General features: G+C 59.2%; 20 protein-coding genes and 1 pseudogene. 7 read left to right on the top strand and 14 right to left on the bottom strand.

Annotated elements, in window-relative coordinates; genetic code table 11:
- Positions 1 to 13: 13 nt before the first annotated feature.
- Positions 14 to 343 carry a DUF4229 domain-containing protein gene (locus HMPREF2692_RS06205; protein WP_061920409.1) on the bottom strand — a complete coding sequence of 110 codons (330 nt, stop codon included), beginning with the start codon at positions 341 to 343 and terminating at the stop codon, positions 14 to 16.
- A gap of 41 nt (positions 344 to 384) precedes the next feature.
- On the opposite strand from HMPREF2692_RS06205, the gene HMPREF2692_RS06210 reads away from it, so the two are divergent.
- On the top strand, positions 385 to 669 hold the full coding sequence (locus HMPREF2692_RS06210; RefSeq protein WP_070432528.1) for a hypothetical protein: 285 nt from the start codon (positions 385 to 387) through the stop codon (positions 667 to 669).
- Positions 670 to 830: 161 nt separating this feature from the next.
- Here HMPREF2692_RS06210 and HMPREF2692_RS06215 read toward each other — a convergent pair whose 3' ends face one another.
- From HMPREF2692_RS06215 to HMPREF2692_RS13350, 8 genes are all read right to left on the bottom strand, one after another.
- Positions 831 to 1,088 carry a helix-turn-helix domain-containing protein gene (locus tag HMPREF2692_RS06215; protein WP_061920405.1) on the bottom strand — a complete coding sequence of 86 codons (258 nt, stop codon included), beginning with the start codon at positions 1,086 to 1,088 and terminating at the stop codon, positions 831 to 833.
- Complete coding sequence (gene ccsB / locus HMPREF2692_RS06220; RefSeq protein ID WP_070432527.1) at positions 1,088 to 2,119, bottom strand: c-type cytochrome biogenesis protein CcsB; 1,032 nt, start codon at positions 2,117 to 2,119, stop codon at positions 1,088 to 1,090. The genes HMPREF2692_RS06215 and ccsB overlap by 1 nt, the downstream gene beginning before the upstream one ends.
- Before the next feature lie 82 nt (positions 2,120 to 2,201).
- A complete protein-coding gene (locus tag HMPREF2692_RS06225; protein WP_070456816.1) occupies positions 2,202 to 3,845 on the bottom strand; it encodes a cytochrome c biogenesis protein ResB in 1,644 nt (547 codons plus the stop codon).
- A gap of 16 nt (positions 3,846 to 3,861) precedes the next feature.
- Positions 3,862 to 4,662 (bottom strand): cytochrome c biogenesis CcdA family protein, encoded by an 801-nt coding sequence (locus HMPREF2692_RS06230; protein ID WP_061920398.1) that lies wholly within the window; start codon positions 4,660 to 4,662, stop codon positions 3,862 to 3,864.
- A gap of 42 nt (positions 4,663 to 4,704) precedes the next feature.
- Entirely contained in the window at positions 4,705 to 5,271 is a 567-nt protein-coding gene (locus HMPREF2692_RS06235) for a TlpA disulfide reductase family protein (RefSeq protein WP_061920798.1), read from the bottom strand.
- A 46-nt stretch (positions 5,272 to 5,317) separates the two neighbouring features.
- The gene (locus HMPREF2692_RS06240; protein ID WP_061920396.1) at positions 5,318 to 5,926 is read right to left on the bottom strand and encodes a histidine phosphatase family protein; all 609 of its coding nucleotides are present in this window, start codon (positions 5,924 to 5,926) and stop codon (positions 5,318 to 5,320) included.
- A 32-nt stretch (positions 5,927 to 5,958) separates the two neighbouring features.
- Positions 5,959 to 7,281 (bottom strand): glutamate-1-semialdehyde 2,1-aminomutase, encoded by a 1,323-nt coding sequence (hemL, locus tag HMPREF2692_RS06245; protein ID WP_061920394.1) that lies wholly within the window; start codon positions 7,279 to 7,281, stop codon positions 5,959 to 5,961.
- 585 nt (positions 7,282 to 7,866) lie between these two features.
- Entirely contained in the window at positions 7,867 to 7,998 is a 132-nt protein-coding gene (locus tag HMPREF2692_RS13350) for a hypothetical protein (RefSeq protein WP_268751111.1), read from the bottom strand.
- 248 nt (positions 7,999 to 8,246) lie between these two features.
- On the opposite strand from HMPREF2692_RS13350, the gene HMPREF2692_RS06250 reads away from it, so the two are divergent.
- The gene (locus HMPREF2692_RS06250) at positions 8,247 to 9,086 is read left to right on the top strand and encodes an NAD(P)-dependent oxidoreductase (RefSeq protein WP_061920393.1); all 840 of its coding nucleotides are present in this window, start codon (positions 8,247 to 8,249) and stop codon (positions 9,084 to 9,086) included.
- 6 nt (positions 9,087 to 9,092) lie between these two features.
- Here HMPREF2692_RS06250 and HMPREF2692_RS06255 read toward each other — a convergent pair whose 3' ends face one another.
- Both HMPREF2692_RS06255 and HMPREF2692_RS06260 read right to left on the bottom strand, forming a co-directional pair.
- The gene (locus tag HMPREF2692_RS06255; protein ID WP_070823080.1) at positions 9,093 to 9,710 is read right to left on the bottom strand and encodes a Fic/DOC family protein; all 618 of its coding nucleotides are present in this window, start codon (positions 9,708 to 9,710) and stop codon (positions 9,093 to 9,095) included.
- Positions 9,711 to 9,720: 10 nt separating this feature from the next.
- Positions 9,721 to 9,930: a hypothetical protein gene (locus HMPREF2692_RS06260; RefSeq protein WP_049063782.1), complete on the bottom strand. Its 210-nt coding sequence runs from the start codon at positions 9,928 to 9,930 to the stop codon at positions 9,721 to 9,723.
- 107 nt (positions 9,931 to 10,037) lie between these two features.
- Between HMPREF2692_RS06260 and HMPREF2692_RS06265 the strand changes: the two genes are divergently transcribed.
- The 5 genes from HMPREF2692_RS06265 (at position 10,038) to HMPREF2692_RS06285 (ending at position 14,859) form a co-directional block, all read left to right on the top strand.
- Positions 10,038 to 10,613, top strand: coding sequence for an ABC transporter ATP-binding protein (locus HMPREF2692_RS06265; RefSeq protein WP_061920381.1), 576 nt, complete (start codon positions 10,038 to 10,040; stop codon positions 10,611 to 10,613).
- Positions 10,613 to 11,659, top strand: coding sequence for an ABC transporter permease (locus tag HMPREF2692_RS06270; RefSeq protein WP_235590993.1), 1,047 nt, complete (start codon positions 10,613 to 10,615; stop codon positions 11,657 to 11,659). Before HMPREF2692_RS06265 ends, HMPREF2692_RS06270 begins: the two co-directional genes overlap by 1 nt.
- Before the next feature lie 120 nt (positions 11,660 to 11,779).
- On the top strand, positions 11,780 to 13,285 hold the full coding sequence (locus HMPREF2692_RS06275; protein WP_061920378.1) for an ABC-F family ATP-binding cassette domain-containing protein: 1,506 nt from the start codon (positions 11,780 to 11,782) through the stop codon (positions 13,283 to 13,285).
- A gap of 90 nt (positions 13,286 to 13,375) precedes the next feature.
- Positions 13,376 to 13,744, top strand: a complete 369-nt coding sequence (locus HMPREF2692_RS06280; protein WP_061920376.1) for a GntR family transcriptional regulator — start codon at positions 13,376 to 13,378, stop codon at positions 13,742 to 13,744.
- Complete coding sequence (locus HMPREF2692_RS06285; RefSeq protein ID WP_061920374.1) at positions 13,741 to 14,859, top strand: DUF5808 domain-containing protein; 1,119 nt, start codon at positions 13,741 to 13,743, stop codon at positions 14,857 to 14,859. The genes HMPREF2692_RS06280 and HMPREF2692_RS06285 overlap by 4 nt, the downstream gene beginning before the upstream one ends.
- 17 nt (positions 14,860 to 14,876) lie before the next feature.
- Here the strand turns inward: HMPREF2692_RS06285 and HMPREF2692_RS06290 are convergent.
- The 3 genes and pseudogenes from HMPREF2692_RS06290 to hemE form a co-directional block, all read right to left on the bottom strand.
- Positions 14,877 to 15,369, bottom strand: a pseudogene (locus HMPREF2692_RS06290) (type 1 glutamine amidotransferase domain-containing protein).
- Between the two features lie 48 nt (positions 15,370 to 15,417).
- Positions 15,418 to 16,809, bottom strand: coding sequence for a protoporphyrinogen oxidase (locus HMPREF2692_RS06295; protein WP_061920370.1), 1,392 nt, complete (start codon positions 16,807 to 16,809; stop codon positions 15,418 to 15,420).
- On the bottom strand, positions 16,809 to 17,849 hold the full coding sequence (gene hemE / locus HMPREF2692_RS06300; protein ID WP_061920368.1) for a uroporphyrinogen decarboxylase: 1,041 nt from the start codon (positions 17,847 to 17,849) through the stop codon (positions 16,809 to 16,811). The genes HMPREF2692_RS06295 and hemE overlap by 1 nt, the downstream gene beginning before the upstream one ends.
- Positions 17,850 to 17,883: the final 34 nt, after the last annotated feature.

Raw genomic sequence — 17,883 nt, forward strand, 5'->3', positions numbered from 1 at the left:
CACGATGTGAAAGCTAGCGGCCTGCCAACTCCGCTTGGACCCAGGCCTTATGAGCCTTGCGCTGAGCGGAGTACTCAGCCAAGGTCTCGGTGGCTTCTACGCGCCACTTCTTAAACACGAGCATCGACAACGGCAACGCCACGAATAGGGCAAGCAGCGCTGCGAGCAGTACTGGAATGGGGAAACCTGCCAGGATGGCGATGAGCTCGATGACCACCGTGAGCAGGATGAAAAGCACCAGGCGGGCCAAGCCGTACTTCCAAAGCGCGGCGCGGGAGCGGCGGCGCAGCTCGGGATCGGGTGCCGGCGGCTCCGGATTATGTGCAGAAGAAGTATCAGTCATGGGGCTAAAGTCTACGCTTTCGATTCCGTAGGATATAACGCATGGGTCGTTTGATTTTGCTTGTCTTAGTTGTTCTTGCCGCCGTACTGGTCTGGAAGGCTTTTGGCCCTTCCAGCTGGAAGAAGCCGCAAACAACGCAGCAGCGCCCAGCCATCAAGGGCCCAGACGACGATGAAGAGTTCCTGTGGAACCTCGAGAAGGAGCGCTTCAAGGAGCGCCGCGCCCGCGAAATGCAGGCCGAGCGGGAAGCCGAGGAGCGCCGCCGTCAACAGCGCCGCGAGAGCCACCGCGACGAGCCTTCGCGCGACGAAACGGACGAGAAGTAGGGTGCATTCTCCGCCGGCACGGAATGGTTTCCCTCTAAAGGTCCCTCTCTACGGGTAGCTTTACGAGTAACGGCACCCCTGAAACGCGCTTCATGGTCCCATTGCCCCACAAAGGGACCCAAGCAATGGGACCATGAAGAAAGTGATGGAAAGCTACGCCGCTAAGCGCGCGGCTGGAAGCTCATCTCAAGGCCGAGGGCCTCCGCGACCGCGGTGACCTTCTCCCAGCGCACACCGCTGCCGCCGTGCTCGATGGTGTGCAAAGTGGAGCGAGATACGCCTGCGGCATCGGCCAGTTGCTGCTGCAGGATACCGAGCTCGCGACGGCGAGCAGCGAACTCCGCGCCGATGGCGAGCAGCTGCGGGTTATCGCCTGCTGGCTTTCCTTGCTTATTTCTTGGCTTATGCGTATCAGGCACTAGTTCAACCCCGCGTAAGAGTGCAGACCGGAAACAACCATGTTGATGAAGAACAGGTTGAAGACCATCAAGGAGGTCGCGGCAATGTTGATCCACGGCGAGAACTTACGCCAGGACGGCGTCGCACGCGCGTGGAGGTAAGCCGCATAAAGAATCCAGGTAGCGAAGGAGACGGTTTCCTTCGGGTCCCAGCCCCAGAAGCGGCCCCATGCGGATTCCGCCCAGATGGCGCCGAGGACGATACCCAGGCCCAAGGTCGGCAGTGCGATGATGCCGAGGCGGTAAGCAAGCTGATCCAGCTTCTTCGCCGAAGGCAGCGGTTTTGCCACAACTCCAGCGAAACTACGCTCAGCGCCCTTCGGCTGCCAGACACGCAACATAGTCAGCAAAGACGCGATACCGGAAACCACGCTGATGGAAGCACCGAGGGAAACCACAGTGACGTGGATTGGCAGCCAGTGCGACTGCAGCGCCGGGACAACCGGAGCGGATTCCGCATACAGCTTGGTGGAACCGTAGAACATCAGCGCCAGAATCGGAGTGAGGATCCACGGCCACATCGTGCGCCATTCCTTGCGCTGCATCGCGATGTTGGACACGATGAGCACGCCAGCGGTCACCATCAGCACGTACTCATACAGGTTGCCAAACGGGAAGCGGTGTGTGGCTAGGCCACGCAGCACGATTGCCACGACGTGGAGCACAATGCCCAGCCACAGCAGCATCTGCGTCATGCCGCCGAGCTTGTCAGCCTTTTCCTCGAGGACGCTGGGGTCTTTGACTGGAGTGGTGTCGGCGACGGCGGCGTCGGCAAGCGCAGCGTCATCCTCGCCTGGTGCGTAGGGGCTGCCGCCTGCCACTACCTTCTGCTTGGACTGCGCGCGATCTGCTGCAGCTGCGCGGCGGGCATCGATCACCGACTGCATGCGGCCGTAGTACGCCAGCGAGAGAAACAGCGCGATGGCGTAGATAACGAAGGCCGTTTGGACGGCGATGTCGGAAAAATTCGACAGATTCTGATCGATCAGCATTGAAAACCTTGCGCTTTGCTCCAAATAGTACCTGCATACGATACTCCCGCATGCAGGCGACATCAAACTTTAGTCGGATGAATTAATCATCCACCCATATCTCGTCCTCTTCTACTTCGTCCGGGTCAGGCAGTTCCAAAAGCTCGCGATAGAGCGCGTAGAACTCCTCGGACCAACCGGCGCGGTCGGTGCGGGCAAGACCCGCCATCTGGATGTCGGTTCCTCCATCCGCGGCCGGGCTAATGCGCACCCACACGCGGCGGCGCTTGATAACTAGCGAACCGACCAAGGAGACGAGCATCAAAAGGGCCGAGACCAAGACCCACTTTTGGAATGGGTCATAAGAAATCTGGTAATTCGCGTACTGGGAGGCACCGTTGAAGGTGACCTTCGTGCCATCGTCCAGCGTCACGGATTCGTTCTGCGAGAGATTCACGCGGTCAATCTTCTGCAGCTGGCCCGAGTGCACCAAGGAGGAATCCAGATCGAAGATGGACTGGGCGGTACCGGTATCGAGGCCGGCATCGCCGCGATAGATGTCAATGGCCAGCGCCGGATCGGTAAGCCCTGGGTACGCGGAGGTCAGCAGCTGACCGTTCTCCCCGGACCACTGTGCGGTCGGCGCGAAAAGGCCCTGGATGGCGAGCTGATTCTGGCGACGCTCAAAGAGATCCGGGTACATGCCAGCCGGCGGGTCGAAACGCATGACGCCAGAGGAAAGGAAGCGAACCATGTCATCGGGGCGGAACTGGATGGTCTGGGTACGCTTCTCGCCGTTTGGCCACTCCACCGTCACGGTCGGCGCGTAGCCGTGGCCCTGCAGGTAGACGCGGTTATGGGAAAGGCGCAGCGGGTGGTTGACGCTGAGCTCATAATCCTTCCAGCTAGAAGGATCGGAGTAGATGTCATCGCCTTCCGCATAAGAAACGTTCGAAGTGAACATCTCCGCCTGGCCGTTATCCAGGTAATCCGCAGTGAAGTCGTGGGCTACGAAGCAGAACGGGTGCAGGCCCGTGCCGTCGAAAAGCGAGCCAGCGCGGAAGGAGTCATAGTTCGAGGTCGAGGTATTGCAGAACTCGGTGGACTGATCCAGTTTGGTCTCCCCGTCCTGGGAACCGGACTCGGTGACCACGATGACTTGGCCCTCGTAGTTAGACAGGCGGCCGGCGGCAACGGTGACCAAGATGGCCACCAAGGCAATATGGAAAATCAGGTTGCACAGCTCGCGGGCATAGCCGCGCTCAGCGGAGAAAGACTGCTGCCCCTGGCGGTCTTCTTCCGGGCCTGATTCAGCAACGCGCCACTTCTTCAGCAGCTTGGTTACTCGAGCTTTGATTTCCTCCGGCGAATGCTCCGAATGACCTTCGGCGTGAAGCGGCATCTTTTCCAGGTACTTCGGAGCACGGGTAGGCGGGGTCTTCCAGGCTTTGTAGTGCTCCCAAGAACGCGGGATGATGCAGCCCACGAGGGAGACCATCAGCAGCATGAAGATGGCCTGGAACCAGATGGAAGAAAAGACGTCGAAAAGCTGCAGTTTGTCGTAGATTTCCGCAACCTTGCCGTGGGAGCTGATGAAGTCCTTGACGTTAGCCTCGTTGAGATCGCGCTGTGGAAGCAGCGAGCCCGGGATGGCCGCCAGAGCGAGCAGGAACAGCAATGCCAGTGCCGTGCGCATGCTGGTTAGCCAATGCCATGCCTTGCGCAGATAGCGAACGATAAGTTTCATATGCCTTCTTATCCTCCTAAATTAGGGTCGCGCCGTATTCAAACGTCCACTGGCGGATGAAGCTGATGAAGTTGCCCCACAAGCCGGTAGCCAGTGCGAGGCCCACCAGAATCATGGCGATACCACCGATGATCTGGATGGTGCGAGAGTGTTGCCGCATCCAAGAGATTGTGCGCATGGCACGGGCTGAGCCCAGCGCAACGAGCAGGAAAGGCAGCCCCAGCCCCAAGCAATAGCCGATGATAAGGAACGTTCCGCGCACTGCGGTCATGCCTTCAGTGCCAACGGAGACAGAGATAATCGCCGCGAGCGTCGGGCCTAGGCACGGCGTCCAACCAAGCGCAAAGACGCCGCCAAGCAGCGGCGCACCCAACCACGTGGTCCAGCGTCGCGGCGCCATGCGGGTATCTTTCTGCAGCACCGGCACCACGCCCATGAACACAACGCCCATGAGGATGGTGATGATGCCGCCTATCCGCATGAGCACATCAGCGTTGAGCGTCAGCGCGGAAATCGCACCGAAAACAGAGACCGTCGCCAGTACGAATACCACGGTAAAGCCCAGCACAAACAGCGCCGCGGCAAGTACTACGGCCCATTGCTTGCGCTTGCCGACGCCGATGCCATACTCCGCGTCATAACTAACCTCACCGCCAACCACACTGGCCAGGTAGGAGATATAGCCGGGAACGAGCGGGACCACGCACGGACTGGCAAAGCTGACCAAACCAGCGGCCATGGCGAGGAGAAAACCTAGGGCGAAAGGACCGCTAGTGATGACCGATTCGACGTTGAGCGCCGTATCCGTAAAATCCATGAAACCTCGCGCAATTCTAAATAAGTTGTCTAGCAGTGGAAACTACTCTTTTTCCAGCGAATCTACGACTTCGAGAACATCCTTATCGGTGATCTCGCGCAGGAATACGGCGGCTGGTCGATGCTGCTTATCGAGCACGATAGTGGTTGGTACGACAGAGGTCGGTACGCCGCCAAGAGCCGCAGCCGTCTTGAAAGGCGGATCGTAGATGGACGGATACTCCAGCCCGTTATCTTCCAAAAAGTCACGGGAAATTTCCGGGTTGAAGTCGCGGACATTAATTCCCAGAACTGTACCGGTACCGCGTTTGGTCAGCTCGGCATGGATGTTTTGTAAGTCATCCGATTCGGAGCGACAAGGAGCACACCATTGTCCCCAAGAGTTCAGTACGACGATCTGGTCAGAGAAATCATCCAGAGAAATGGTCTGGCCGTCGTGGCGCAGATTCTCTCCTGTGAAGGACTTCAACGGTTTGCGCTCTTCGGGCGCATATTTGATTACTTTTTCTCCGCCTGGAGCAAAGAATTCAAAGGTGCCGCCACTCGCCACTGCATTTTGTGCTTTATCTGCGTCTTGACTGCACGCAGTGGTAGCCGAAGCGACAACCATCAACGAGGCGACTACAGGCAAAAGTTTGTGTTTCACGGGCTCTGCCTTAAATATCCTGCGCCGGGGAGGAGTAGAAGATGTCGATGAGCTGGTCATCTTGGAAGACGAGCGAGGTCACCGAGGCAAGGTCGCACTCGCGGTCCCATGGTGCGTGGGCAAGGCGCTTGCCTAGTGCGGTGCGCTGGACCATGACGATGGGCAGCTGGTGGGAGACGATGATGGCCTCGTGGCCTTCTGCCTTATCGCGTGCGCGCTCGACTGCATTGACCATGCGGGCAGCGATCTCCTCAAAAGGCTCGCCCCAGGAAGGCTGCATCGGGTTGCGCAGCAGCGGCCAACGCTGTGGGTTCCATAGCTGGGAATTCCAGCCCTTGGTGCGCAGGCCCTCAAAACGGTTACCGGATTCGATGACGGACTTGTCGATCTCAACGTCAAGGCCGGTGACCTTGGAGATAGGCTGCGCAGTTTCCTGTGTGCGCTGCAGCGGCGAAGCCACCAGGTAGGTCACGTCGTGGCCGCGGAAGGACTCCGCAGTGCGCGCCGCCATGGAGTGGCCGCGGGAGGAAAGGTGGTAGCCCGGGATGCGTCCGTAGAGGATCTTTTCCGGGTTGTACACCTCACCGTGGCGGACCAGGTGGACGATAGTCGTCGACATAGAAGTTCCTTTCGCTCTTCTTTAAATGAGCTTTAAGCGCGCTGGGTTGCTGCGGCAGCCTTTGCTGCGGGCGCGAGCGCCTTTTCGATTACCTCAAAATCATTGTCGGTCAGCGCATCGGAGACAAACCAGGTCTCAAAAGCTGATGGCGGAACGTAGACGCCGCCTTCCAGAAGAGCGTGGAAGAACGGAGCAAAGCGCCAGGTATCAGCAGCCTTCATGTCGTCGAAGTTGCGGCCGCGTCCCTCAGCGAAGCGGATGGAGAACATCGAGGAAGCGCGCTGAATGTTGTGCGCCACGCCTTCCTTATCCAATGCTGCAGAGATAAGACCGGTTAGGCGGTCAGCGTTTGCGCCAAGGCGCGGGTACAGCTCTTCGTCGGCAAGCTCCAGGGACTTCAGACCAGAAGCCATCGCAACTGGGTTACCGGACAAAGTACCTGCCTGGTAGACCGGACCAGCCGGTGCCAGGTAAGCCATAACATCCGCGCGGCCACCGAAAGCAGCAGCTGGCAGACCACCGGAGACAACCTTGCCGAAGGTGACCAAGTCACCAGCGACGCCGTCGACGCCGAACCAGCCCTTGTGGGAGGTACGAAAACCAGTCATGACCTCATCCAAGATGAGCAGCGCGCCGTCGGCATGCGCGATTTCCTTCAACGCCGCATTGAAGCCCTCATCGGGAGCCACGGTGCCCATGTTGCCCGCGGCTGCCTCAGCAATGATGCAGGCGATCTCACCTGGGTGTGCGGCAAAAGCCTCACGGACAGCATCCAGATCGTTATAAGGCACAACGATGGTATCGGCAGCGGTTGCGCCGGTAACGCCCGGGGAATCCGGAAGGGCGAAGGTAGCAACGCCGGAGCCTGCCGACGCCAACAGCGCGTCGACGTGGCCGTGGTAGCAGCCATCAAACTTCAACACCTTTGCGCGACCGGTGAAGCCACGGGCCAAGCGCACGGCGGACATGGTTGCCTCAGTGCCGGAGTTGACCAGACGCACCTGCTCTACTGCGGTGCGCTCCACAATTCGCTCTGCCAGCAGGGTTTCCGCCTCGGTCGGCGCGCCAAAGGAAAGGCCATCGACCGCTGCCTTCTGCACAGCCTCCACGATTGCCGGGTGGGCGTTGCCGTGGATCATCGGACCATAGGAGCTAACAAGGTCAACGTACTCGTTGCCGTCGACGTCCCACAGGCGGGAAGCTTCGCCGCGCGCGATAACGCGGGCTTGGCCGCCGACCGAACCGAAGGCACGGACCGGGGAGTTCACGCCACCTGGGGTGACCTTGGATGCGCGCTCGAACCACTGGGTGGACTGGGAAACTGGCTGCTGACTCGTATTAGGCATAGCCAACATTGTAACTGCTTTGTCCCTATACAAAAGTTGGAGTGTCCGAAACGCGCCACCGCACCCAGAGCACTTCGCGCCCCACCGCAGCTACTCCGCATTCCGTTAATCCTGCACGCGCTTCAAAATGAGGTTAAGCTACTGCCGTCGCCACGTTCGCAGCGTCATGGGGGGAACAACAAAGCGCGCTGCACACCGGCTGCTCATGCAGCTAGCAGCTAAAGACCGTGGCGATGGATTTTGGGGAAAATTTTAAGGGGGAGATTTTCATCGTGCGCTCACGCATCTTCATCTGCGCAATCGGCCTTAGCGCTGTATTTTGTGCATCCTGTGCAAGCAAAGAAGTCACCATGGTTCCAGCTCAAGATATGAAACCGCTGGAAACGCAAACATCAGAAAGCACCACGCCTTGGGCCCAGGGCTCCGCGCCACAACCGGCCACACGCTTAGCGCTAGATTCCGCGCAAGCGTCATCCAGCAAACACGAACCAAAGCCGAAAGAAACACCGAAGGCGCCCGCACCTGAGCAAGCTCCGCAAGAAAGCCAACTGGCCCCGCCACCAGAAGCACCGCCGCATTCACCCGATACGGTAACTATCCACGCACCTGCGCCGGCTCCGCCACCACGGCGTCCAGCACCCGCACCAGTTCCAGGCCTGCCAAAGCTGCCGGAATTTCATATGCCACCGCCACCGCCGCCACCAGCGCCGCCGCGGATTCCCACAAAGGTTCCGATTCCGCCGGAGGTACAACAGGGAATCGATCAAATCCCGAAGCCGCCACCACTTCCACGCCCGGAGGAAATCTACATCCCGCTGCCCTAGGCCACCGTTTTCAGGCCTACGATGCCGCCGATGATCATCGCCAGCCCACACGGTGTGGGCGGTACCGACGGGATACGAACCACGGCGCTCTTCCGGTGGCACACCGAAGTTGACTGCGCGCCCGCAAACAAAAATGGCACACTGGTTTCCATGAAAATCGCATTCCTTGGAACCGGCCGAATGGGCAGCGAGCTTGCCCGCCACCTGCTCAAATCTCACGAGGTTACGGTGTGGAACCGCACCGCTGAGCGCGCGCAGCCTCTCGTCGAAGAAGGCGCCAGCTTGGCAGATACCCCTGAAGAGGCGGTGAAAAACGCCGAGGTCATCATCACTTCCTTGTTTGGTCCTGATGATATTCGCGAGCGCATCATCGAGCCCGCGCTGATCCCCGCCGGCGTTACCTGGATCGACACCACCACCGTTTCCCCGGAGGCCGCACGCGAATTTGCCGCCGCGGTGGATTCCTATGTCCACGCACCAGTCGTGGGTTCCCTGGGCCCAGCCCGAAACAGCGAGTTGGGCGTCTATGTGGGCACGCCTGACGACGACCGTCGCGAGCTCGCCATGGACATCGTCGAGCCATGGGCCGGTGAGAACAAGCTGATCGGCGTCGAGTCCGCAGCTACCGCCGCCCTAGGCAAGCTGCTGGCCAACCTCGCCCTGGCCGTAACGGCCGAGGGACTGCTAGAGGCACTGCAGCTTGGCGAATCCGAGGGCCTTGATTCCGAGGTCATCCTCGAAATGCTCGATATCACCGGCCTCGCGTTCATGAAGAACATGAAGGGCCCGTTCATCACGGGTGAGCGCAACACCACTCCGGGCGACTTCACTGTCGACGCCCTGTGCAAGGACGCCAAGCTCATAGAGGCTACTTCTTCTAAGCCGCTGCCAGCAGTGCACGCCGCCATCGAACGCTTTGAGGAACAGCAGTCCATGGGCCACGGCGACCAGGACTTCTCTTCTATCTTTGTATTCCGCAACAAGGGCTAGCACGAGCTAGCGGTTGCCGACGATTTCGCGCAGCACCCGCGCCAGCTGCGCGTTATCGCCTGTGTCCTGGCTATAAAAACGTGCAGCGATGAACCGCTCACGCAGTTCACTATCAACGGCTAGGCGCTCCACGTCCAAGGCAAACCCAGCATTATCCACAAGGAACGCGAAAAAGACGGTCTGCGTGCGGGTGTTTCCCTCGCGGAAGCTGTGCACAACGTTGAGTTCACCCCACACTTCCGCCAGCTTCGGGACGAACTCCTCAAGAGTCATATCGCACAACAGGTTATCGCGGGCAAGACCAGCAAAAATCTTGTTCGCGGCCTTGGTCAGCTCTGGACCCGCTGGGTAATAAGCATGACCGGCCTTCACCATGAACTGGTCAGTAGGAGCCGTACGCTCCTGCCCCGCCCATTCATAAACATCCTGGAAAAGGTGGCGATGGATGGCTTTGAAATGCTGATAATCAAAATTCCCCTCTAGGGGCTCATGCTGTAATTCCGAGATTCGCAGGAATACCAGTTTTTCCTCGAGTAATCGGAGCTCCTCAGCATCAGTTGCCCCCAATAGATTCTTCAGAACCGTTGTTCCTGGAATGAAGTAATCTTTCCAACCCCCGCTCATTTTCCCCTGCTTACTTAAATGCCGTCCGGCGAACTTGGGCTATTGCGTCCTCAGCAGACACCGTGCCAGCGGCTACGCGGCGGGCCAAGTCACGAACTTTCGGGTCACTAACGTCATGGCCGGCCAAACGCATTGCTGCGTCTCCCAAGGCCAACTTGTTATCCCTCGGTTTATCAATTTCGGTGTCTATGAACTCATTAGCGGGCTGTGGAGTAACCATTCTTTTTCTCCCCCAAAATAGCTGTTTGACGCTAAATTTTAGCAGCTCAAGGTACCAAAACCAAGGTCTTGAAAGCCTGCAAGCAGCAGAATTGATAGCCTTGCCGCATGCTGAACATCGATGCCACTTACGGACATACCACAGCCCTCGGCCATCTTGCCCGCGAGTTTGCCCCGGGCCGCATGTACGGCCTCAAGGGAGCTAACGGCTCAGGCAAGTCGACGCTGCTCGCCACTCTCGGTGGCGAGCTCGCGGCTCTCGAGGGCACCGTCCGTGTTGATGGGAAGGAGGTGGGAACGAGGGCGTCGGCAAGCGCGGTGCTCACCGTGGCCGACCCAATCTTCCTACCGGACCTCACCGTGGGCGAGCACATCGATCTCATCGCCCGGACCACTGGCGTTGACTTCGCTGAAATCATCGAATTGTGGGCGCTTGAGGAGCTCCTACCTCACCCCGCCACGCGTTTGTCCGCGGGCCAGCGCCAGCGCGTTTTCCTGGCCATCCAGCTCTACCAGCCCGCGCAAGTGCTGCTTATCGACGAACCCGAGCGCCACCTCGACGCCGAGTGGACGCAATTCCTCAGCAGCGAACTGCGCCACCTGGCGAAAGAAGGTCGCTGCATCATCGTGGCGTCCCACTCGCCTACCGTCACCGATGCGTGCGATGAGTTGGTGGAGCTATGATGCCTGACACCAACTCTCGTACTGGCATGACACGGGCCCTGTCGAAGTTCGGTGACGTCGTTGGAGCGATCACCATGTTTGGATGTCTCCTAGGCGTACTTTTTGGCGTATGGCAATACGCCGCCGACTATTTGCCTTTCGTCGTAATTCGCACCGACGTTGCTCCTCTACAGACAACGGGCGGCATCCTGGGATTGCTGGCGCTGATTGCGCTTCTGGAGGCGCTGTTCCCGCTGCGTGGGATGTCAGGCCCTCGGTGGGTTTACCACCTCCGCCCACAAGGACGCCTGCGGGGCATGGATTCAATTTCAGTTCTGCAGCTGCTCGGGGTCACTGCACTCGTGTTGCTGCTTTGCGTGTCCCTCGGCGCATCTCCTCTATTCGCACTGGCAGCGCCAGCATTACGCATGGCCGTGGGCTGGCGTTCCTTCACCGTTGCGTCACTGCTCGCTGCTGGCCGTTCCCGCCAGGTGAGCAGTTCAGGTGTGAACCTGCTCGACTCTGAGGTCAGCTCCGACGCCCTAGCCAGCCAAAGCATGTGGTTGAAACCGCAGATCGGTTCGTCCGCTTCTTTAGCTGGTCTTTTCGCGCGCCGTCTAGGCAGGCGTTGGTACATCGGCGTCGGCGCACTGGCAGTTGCTGGTTTGAGCCTCGGGTTCGCACCGCACCTGGGTTCGCTGGGCATTCTTGCATTTGCCACCGCTTGGTCCATGGTGGGTGCGGCCGTAAGCCGCGCAGGTTCCTTTGGGCGAATCGTGGAAGGGCCTTGGGCAGAGTGGGGTCTTCCTATGAGCGCTGCGATAGGCACAGCGATTATAGGAACGGTCTTTGTTGCCATCGTGTGGCAGCTTTCACTTGCTGCACTTGCAGTCATCGCGGTAGGCCTGGCGTGGGCCGGCTACACCAGGTCCCGCCCTGCCCGCGTGACGCAAATGAGCATGGTCGATACGGGCGGTTTCGGTGCTTCCTTTTCCCCTGAAGTGGTGGGCTACTTAAGCCGCGGTTGGAAAGGCCTCGCAGTAGTGGCAGTGGCACTTTTCTTGTAATTCCATTTCCTCACAAACTATGGACACCACGCACGCACGCTGCTAACCTTTCTTGCCATGAAGATCCGCTCTTAATTCGAAGCTCACATCAACACCTCTGACTCGAAGGCGGATCGATCCATGCCTATTTCTTTCGCTGACCTCACCATGGTGTGGCCTGACGGTAAACCCTGTTTCGCGAATCTCAATGGGACTTTTAGCGCTCAGTTCACCGGACTCGTTGGCACCAACGGCTCGGGCAAATCAACGCTGGCCAAGGTGCTGGCCGGGATACTCGAACCAACCTCGGGTACCGTCAGTGCCCCTAGCGTCGGGTACCTCGACCAAGACTTAGGCCTGAAAGTCTCCGATACTGTTGCCGACGTATTCCACGCCCGTGAAGTATTGGAGGCCATCGAGCAAATCGAAGCGGGACACTACACCGACGAGCTCGTCGAGGTCGTGGGCGAGCGTTGGGACCTCAAGGAAAAAATCAGTGCTGCGCTCGCGGCGTCGGAATTGCCCATTTCCTTGGATCGCACAATCGGTAGCCTATCGGGCGGCGAGGCCGTTACTGTCGCGCTTACTGCGCTCTTTTTCTCCGAACCTGACGTGATCATTTTGGATGAGCCTACAAACAACCTTGATGCGCAGTCCAAGGAACTTCTCCTTAGTTTGATCGCTGACTCGCCGGCCCAGGTTTTGGTCATTTCACACGACCGCGATCTACTTAATCACGCAGATTGCATCGCCGAGCTCTACCACGGCTCATTACGCATGTTTACTGGGAACTACGCCTCCTATGAGGAGGCTATTGACCACGAACAGGACACCGCGCTTGCCGACGTCCACCAGGCCAAGGCCGCCTTACGCAAAGAAGTCCGCCAGCGGTCAGCAATGCAAACGCGGCTAGCCCGGGATGAGCGTCGCGGAAAGAAGTACGCGGCTTCCAAACGCAAGCCTCCTATCGCATTGGGCCTGGACAAGAATCGCTCTCAAAACACAGCTGCCAAGCGCTCGCACGAAGCAGCCCAATCAGTGGCAAGCGCACAGCAGGAGTACAACAAAGCTCAGCTGCGGCTACGCGACGATTCTGCCGTCCATATCGAGCTTCCGAACACTCAACTGCCTAACGCAACCCAAGTTCTCCGCAGTGAGCTACTCAGCATCGTAGGCCCAGAGCGCGTCCGACTCGCAGGTCCCAACGGTTCCGGAAAGACAACGTTCCTCAACCGCGTGGCAAACGGCGACGTCGACTACGCACTAGCCTGTGGCTACTTGCGTCAGCGCATCACGCTTCCAGAACACTTGAGTATGTGGGAATTGGTAACCGCAGCCAATCCAAACGAAGATCCGCAGTTCCTCCGCAATCAGCTAGCTAAGTTGTTGTTCCAAAACGATAGCGTTCATGCCCCGCTCGGGCAGCTTTCAGGAGGCGAGCGCTTTCGTGCCGAATGTGCGAGAGTCTTGCTTTCTTCTCCAGCACCTAAATTCCTCCTTCTAGACGAACCTACGAATAACCTCGACATCCCCACTGTTGACTGGCTGGTAGATGTGCTCTCTGCCTATCGAGGTGCATTCATCTTAGTGAGCCACGACGAAGATTTTTGTTCGCGTCTTTCGATTAACCGCACTGTAGAACTCTAATCGCTTTGTATCGCTACAAGTAACACAATCTGTGCTATAGTCACTAATACAACGTTGTATTAGTTGAACCAACACAGAAAGGGGGTCGGCATGTTCCTCACCCTCAATCCAGAATCAGGTGTCCCGCTTTTTACGCAGCTTCACGACGCCATCGTTTCTGCCATCGCACATGGCGAACTACGAGACGGCGACAAGCTCGATCCAGTACGACGCGTCGCCGCAGACTTCGGCATTAATCCCGCCACCGTCAAGAAGGCTTATGACAAGCTCGTCGCCGAAGGCCTAGCCGAAACCGCTGGGCGCTCCGGCACGGTGGTTCGCCCTGGAGCCCGCACCGACGCACAAAACCAACAACTCGTTGAGGGCCTTCAGCGCGCAGCCTTGCTAGCCCGCGCACAGGGCTTCAACGATTCCGAAATCCGTTCCCACCTCGACGCAATTTTGAAGGATTTGCCATGATTTTCGCCCTCCTCATGGCGGCCATGACCCTCGCCGTCACTTGGACCATCGCCACCATCCCCGCCATCGCTTCCCTGCCGCTTGGTGTGAGCGTGCCGCAGGACAAGCGCCAAGACCCACAAGTTCAAGCCGCACTGCGTTCCTACCGCACCAAGGTCTGGATCTGCGGCATCCTCACTACTCTGCTCACCCTTGCCGCATGGAAGTGGCCTATCGTCGCCGCTTTCTCCTCGCTCATCGTGGTAGTCGGCGCCATGTTTAGCTACGTCACGGCACGTCGCCGCATCATCGATGCAAAGGCCGCTGGCAAGTGGTACGACGAGGTAGAAACAGCGATTTCCGCACGCATCACTCGCACCAGCTTTACGGAATCGCAACTCGCAGGTCTCAAGACCACTGTGCGCTTTCCATGGATTAGCGTGCTCGGCTCCTTACTCGTCACCGCTGTCGGCGCAATCGTTGTTGCGATGCGCTGGGACAACATCCCAGAAACCATCCCAACGCACTGGGGTGCCGGCTTGCAGCCCGACGCCTGGAGCGACAAGTCCGTCCCGAGCGTCTTTATAGGAACTTTTGTATCCCTCGGATTAATCGCACTCTTTGCCGTAATTTTCTGGGCAATGGCCGCCTTCCCGTCGCACTCCCGCAACGACCGCTCCATCAAAGGTCAGCTGCGCAACGATGCAATCCTGGCAGCTTCTAACGAAGGCATCGGCCTGCTGTTGCTGGCTATGTGCGTCCCCCTCACTATTGACCAAATCGCCGGTCCGCTCCCCGAATTCAGTGACTGGCTGCCCGTAGGATTCTACGGCCTGCTCCTCTGCAGCATCCTCGGAGTCATCGCGCTCTTGGTCCTCATCGCTCTCCGGGCGAGCCAGCTTGACGACGCCCTGCGTGGTGTCAGCTTCCCTGACGAGGGCAAGGAATCGCCAGATAACGACGAGCACTACAAGTGGGGAATGTTCTACTACAACCCCGACGACCCAGCAGTCCTCGTGGACAAGCGCTTCGGCGTGGGCGTTACCTTCAACTTCGCCACTTGGCAGGCGAAGGCATTCATGGCCTTCATCCTGCTAGTGACAGTTGTCCTCTGCGCCCTACCGGCACTGGCCTAATTCGCGGGAACGATGGCCTAATCCGCGAGCGCGTCGACCAAGGTCTTCGCAAGCTTCTTGGAAGATTGCGGGTTCTGACCGGTGTAGAGATTGCCATCTACCACGACGTGCGAGGGAAATGGCAGCAGGCCCTTGTCGTAGTCCAAGCCTCGCGCCACCAGCTCATCCTCCATCGGGCCATGGCCGCCGGGATAGAACACGAGGTCATAATCTTCCTCGTTCTGGTCATGGAGGTCAGCCGGGTTCTCCAGGACATCGGAGAGCTCCGCAAGGCGAGACTTCAGCTTCTTGGCCGAAAGCGGATCGGTTCCGCCGGAGATGCTCAAAGAGATTTCATCAACTACTGGCTTGACCCCGCGCGGGGTCGCCACGGTGATGTCATATCCGGCCTCAGTAAAGATGTCATAAGGAGCGATGAACTCCTCTGCCCAGAAGCCGGTGGGGGTGCTCCGTGCCGTCTTTAAGAGTCCAGACACGGGCACCACTTAGAACCATAAGTACGTGAGTCATGCCGCCGCATCGTACCGATTGTGTGCGTGTGAGAGCTTGGCTGCTCTACTACGCGAGCAGCCGCTCAACGGCACCGCGTGCATCTGCCACAACGGCTGGCACGCCCACACCGCCGGACCAGGCGCCGGTGGCCTCGATGCCGGGGACGTCGGCAAGCGCGGCGTGCGCTGCAGCGACTGTGTCCAGGTGGGTCTCGTCGTAGCGCGGGATGCCGCCGAACCAGCGTTGGGTGAAGATCTCGGAAACGCCGGCGGCGCGGCCATCGAAGCCGGTGATGTGCTGAAGATCGTCCAAGGCGTAATCAACCAGATCGTCTTCCTCCGCGCGGACGAGGGCGTCGTCGCCGAAACGGCCGAAGGAAGCACGCACCAGCGCGCCGCCGCGTTCAGCCAGGTGCGGCCACTTGCGCGAAGACAGCGTAAACGCTTTAGCGTGTACGTCCTCTTGATCCGTGCCCACCAAAATGCCGGTGTTATCCGGCAGGCGGTTGCCGTTCGGATCGGTATCGGAATCGAACTTGAAGCCGACGACCACAGAACCGGCCAGTTTGACCTTCTTCAGCGCGGCAGAAGCCGCAGGAGAAAGAGCCGGCAGAAGACGCGCGGTAGTGGGCGCCGGGGTGGCAAAAAGCACGCGGTCATAAAGGCCGGCCTCGTTCGGTGCGCCCTTGACGCGGAAGCCCTCGGACTCACGGGTCACGCCGGAGATAAAGGAATCGAGGTGAATATCGGCGCCGGACTTTTCCGCGAGCGCCTCGTAAACCTCAGCGTAGCCGCCGCGGAAAGTCTGGAAAGGCGCCCCCTTGCCCGGGGTGCGTGGGCGTGCCTGCTCCATTGCGCGGACGGCGTCGGAAAGCTTGACCGGGCCATCAGCTGCGAGCTTATCCAAGCTAGCGGCCAGCGCCGGGATCGTGGCGCGCAGGCCCAAGTCATCCGCAGTGCAGGAATAGACGCCACCCAGAAGGGCGGAGACCACGTGGTCCACCACGTCGTCACCAAACTGCTGACGGACCAGCTTGCCCACCGAAACATCGCCACCGATTTTCCACTCGAAAGGCTCTTCGTTGTCGATACGGCGCGCGGTCTCCGCAGAGACCAGCGGAGCGATGGACTCAGACGAGGACGGGATGCCCATCATGCCGCCGGAAGGCAGGGACTGCAGCTTGGAATCGACGTAGACCAGCGGGGATAGACCCGAAGGAGAAACAAAGGAATCCGCCAAGCCCAGCTTGGTGAAAAATTCCACTACCTCTTCGTTGCGGGCTAAGAAAGCCTCAGCGCCCATGTCTGTTGGGCCGTCATTAAACGGAACCGTGTAAAGCTTGCCGCCGATGCGGCCCTCAGCCTCATACACGTCCACCTTGTGCCCAGAGTCATGGGAAGCAATCTCCCACGCTGCTGTAAGGCCTGCCAAGCCAGCACCAATAATCGCGATCTTCATTAGCCCTCCTCGTGAATGATAGAGACGGCGCGGGTAACAGCCTCCGCCCCTGTGGTTGGCAAAACTCCGTGGCCAAGATTCCAGATATGCGTATCGATGTCGCCGGCTGCTTGGGCTGCCGCGACCTCGCCCTTGATGGTGCGCACCGCGCTGCGAATGGCGTCGTCGCCAGCAAAAAGCAGCGCCGGATCCAGGTTGCCCTGCAACACGCTGGCGTTAACACGGCCTGCAGCGGCATCCATGGGCACGCGGTAATCCACGCCCATGACCTCACTGCCAGCCTCCGACATCGCGCCGAGCAGCTCGCCCGTTCCCACGCCGAAGTGGATGCGCGGGATGCGGCCTTCCGCGGCCTTCAAAATCTCCGTGGAATAAGGAAGCACGAACTCGCGGTAGTCGCGCTCATTGAGGTAGCCCGCCCAGGAATCAAAAAGCTGCATCGCATCGATGCCCGCTTCCATCTGCAGTTGCAGGAAGTTGATGATGGTCGGCGTCAGGCGCTCCATCAGTGCGTGCCAGGTCTGCGGCTCCGCATGCATAAGGGCCTTTGTCTTCTCGTGGTTCTTGGAAGGACCACCCTCCACCAGGTAGCTGGCCAAGGTAAATGGGGCGCCGACGAAACCGATAAGCGCCTGGGTCTCGGTCAGCTCATCCAAGATGATGGCGATGCCATCGCGAACCTGCGGAACATCAGTGTCCAGGATGGGCAGCTTGGCGACGTCCTCTTTGGTGCGCACTGGCTGTTCCATCACTGGCCCGCGGCCAGGCACGATGTCCACGCCGACGCCAGCGGCCTTGAGCGGCACGACGATATCGCTGAACAAAATCGCGGCATCAACGTCGTGGCGGCGCACCGGCTGCAGGGTGATCTCAGCGAGCAGCTCCGGCATGAAGCACGAGTCGAGCATGTCGATGCCCTCCCGAACCTTGCGGTATTCCGGCAGGGAACGCCCTGCTTGACGCATGAACCACACGGGCGGACGGGACGGCGTGCGGCCAGCGGCGGCATCGATGAGAGGGGCGTTTCTAGTTCGTGACATGGTCTTCATTATGAATCAAAAGTTGGATTTAAAT

Source organism: Corynebacterium sp. HMSC036D03 (assembly GCF_001836185.1).
Taxonomy (GTDB): domain Bacteria; phylum Actinomycetota; class Actinomycetes; order Mycobacteriales; family Mycobacteriaceae; genus Corynebacterium; species Corynebacterium simulans.

Excerpts from the sequence above, each read along its gene's own strand:
- HMPREF2692_RS06205 (WP_061920409.1), bottom strand. The coding sequence starts at position 343 with ATGACTGATACTTCTTCTGCACATAATCCGGAGCCGCCGGCACCCGAT.
- HMPREF2692_RS06210 (WP_070432528.1), top strand. The coding sequence starts at position 385 with ATGGGTCGTTTGATTTTGCTTGTCTTAGTTGTTCTTGCCGCCGTACTG.
- ccsB (WP_070432527.1), bottom strand. The coding sequence starts at position 2,119 with ATGCTGATCGATCAGAATCTGTCGAATTTTTCCGACATCGCCGTCCAA.
- HMPREF2692_RS06225 (WP_070456816.1), bottom strand. The coding sequence starts at position 3,845 with ATGAAACTTATCGTTCGCTATCTGCGCAAGGCATGGCATTGGCTAACC.
- HMPREF2692_RS06230 (WP_061920398.1), bottom strand. The coding sequence starts at position 4,662 with ATGGATTTTACGGATACGGCGCTCAACGTCGAATCGGTCATCACTAGC.
- HMPREF2692_RS06235 (WP_061920798.1), bottom strand. The coding sequence starts at position 5,271 with ATGGTTGTCGCTTCGGCTACCACTGCGTGCAGTCAAGACGCAGATAAA.
- HMPREF2692_RS06240 (WP_061920396.1), bottom strand. The coding sequence starts at position 5,926 with ATGTCGACGACTATCGTCCACCTGGTCCGCCACGGTGAGGTGTACAAC.
- hemL (WP_061920394.1), bottom strand. The coding sequence starts at position 7,281 with ATGTTGGCTATGCCTAATACGAGTCAGCAGCCAGTTTCCCAGTCCACC.
- HMPREF2692_RS06250 (WP_061920393.1), top strand. The coding sequence starts at position 8,247 with ATGAAAATCGCATTCCTTGGAACCGGCCGAATGGGCAGCGAGCTTGCC.
- HMPREF2692_RS06255 (WP_070823080.1), bottom strand. The coding sequence starts at position 9,710 with ATGAGCGGGGGTTGGAAAGATTACTTCATTCCAGGAACAACGGTTCTG.
- HMPREF2692_RS06260 (WP_049063782.1), bottom strand. The coding sequence starts at position 9,930 with ATGGTTACTCCACAGCCCGCTAATGAGTTCATAGACACCGAAATTGAT.
- HMPREF2692_RS06265 (WP_061920381.1), top strand. The coding sequence starts at position 10,038 with ATGCTGAACATCGATGCCACTTACGGACATACCACAGCCCTCGGCCAT.
- HMPREF2692_RS06270 (WP_235590993.1), top strand. The coding sequence starts at position 10,613 with ATGCCTGACACCAACTCTCGTACTGGCATGACACGGGCCCTGTCGAAG.
- HMPREF2692_RS06275 (WP_061920378.1), top strand. The coding sequence starts at position 11,780 with ATGCCTATTTCTTTCGCTGACCTCACCATGGTGTGGCCTGACGGTAAA.
- HMPREF2692_RS06280 (WP_061920376.1), top strand. The coding sequence starts at position 13,376 with ATGTTCCTCACCCTCAATCCAGAATCAGGTGTCCCGCTTTTTACGCAG.
- HMPREF2692_RS06285 (WP_061920374.1), top strand. The coding sequence starts at position 13,741 with ATGATTTTCGCCCTCCTCATGGCGGCCATGACCCTCGCCGTCACTTGG.
- HMPREF2692_RS06295 (WP_061920370.1), bottom strand. The coding sequence starts at position 16,809 with ATGAAGATCGCGATTATTGGTGCTGGCTTGGCAGGCCTTACAGCAGCG.
- hemE (WP_061920368.1), bottom strand. The coding sequence starts at position 17,849 with ATGTCACGAACTAGAAACGCCCCTCTCATCGATGCCGCCGCTGGCCGC.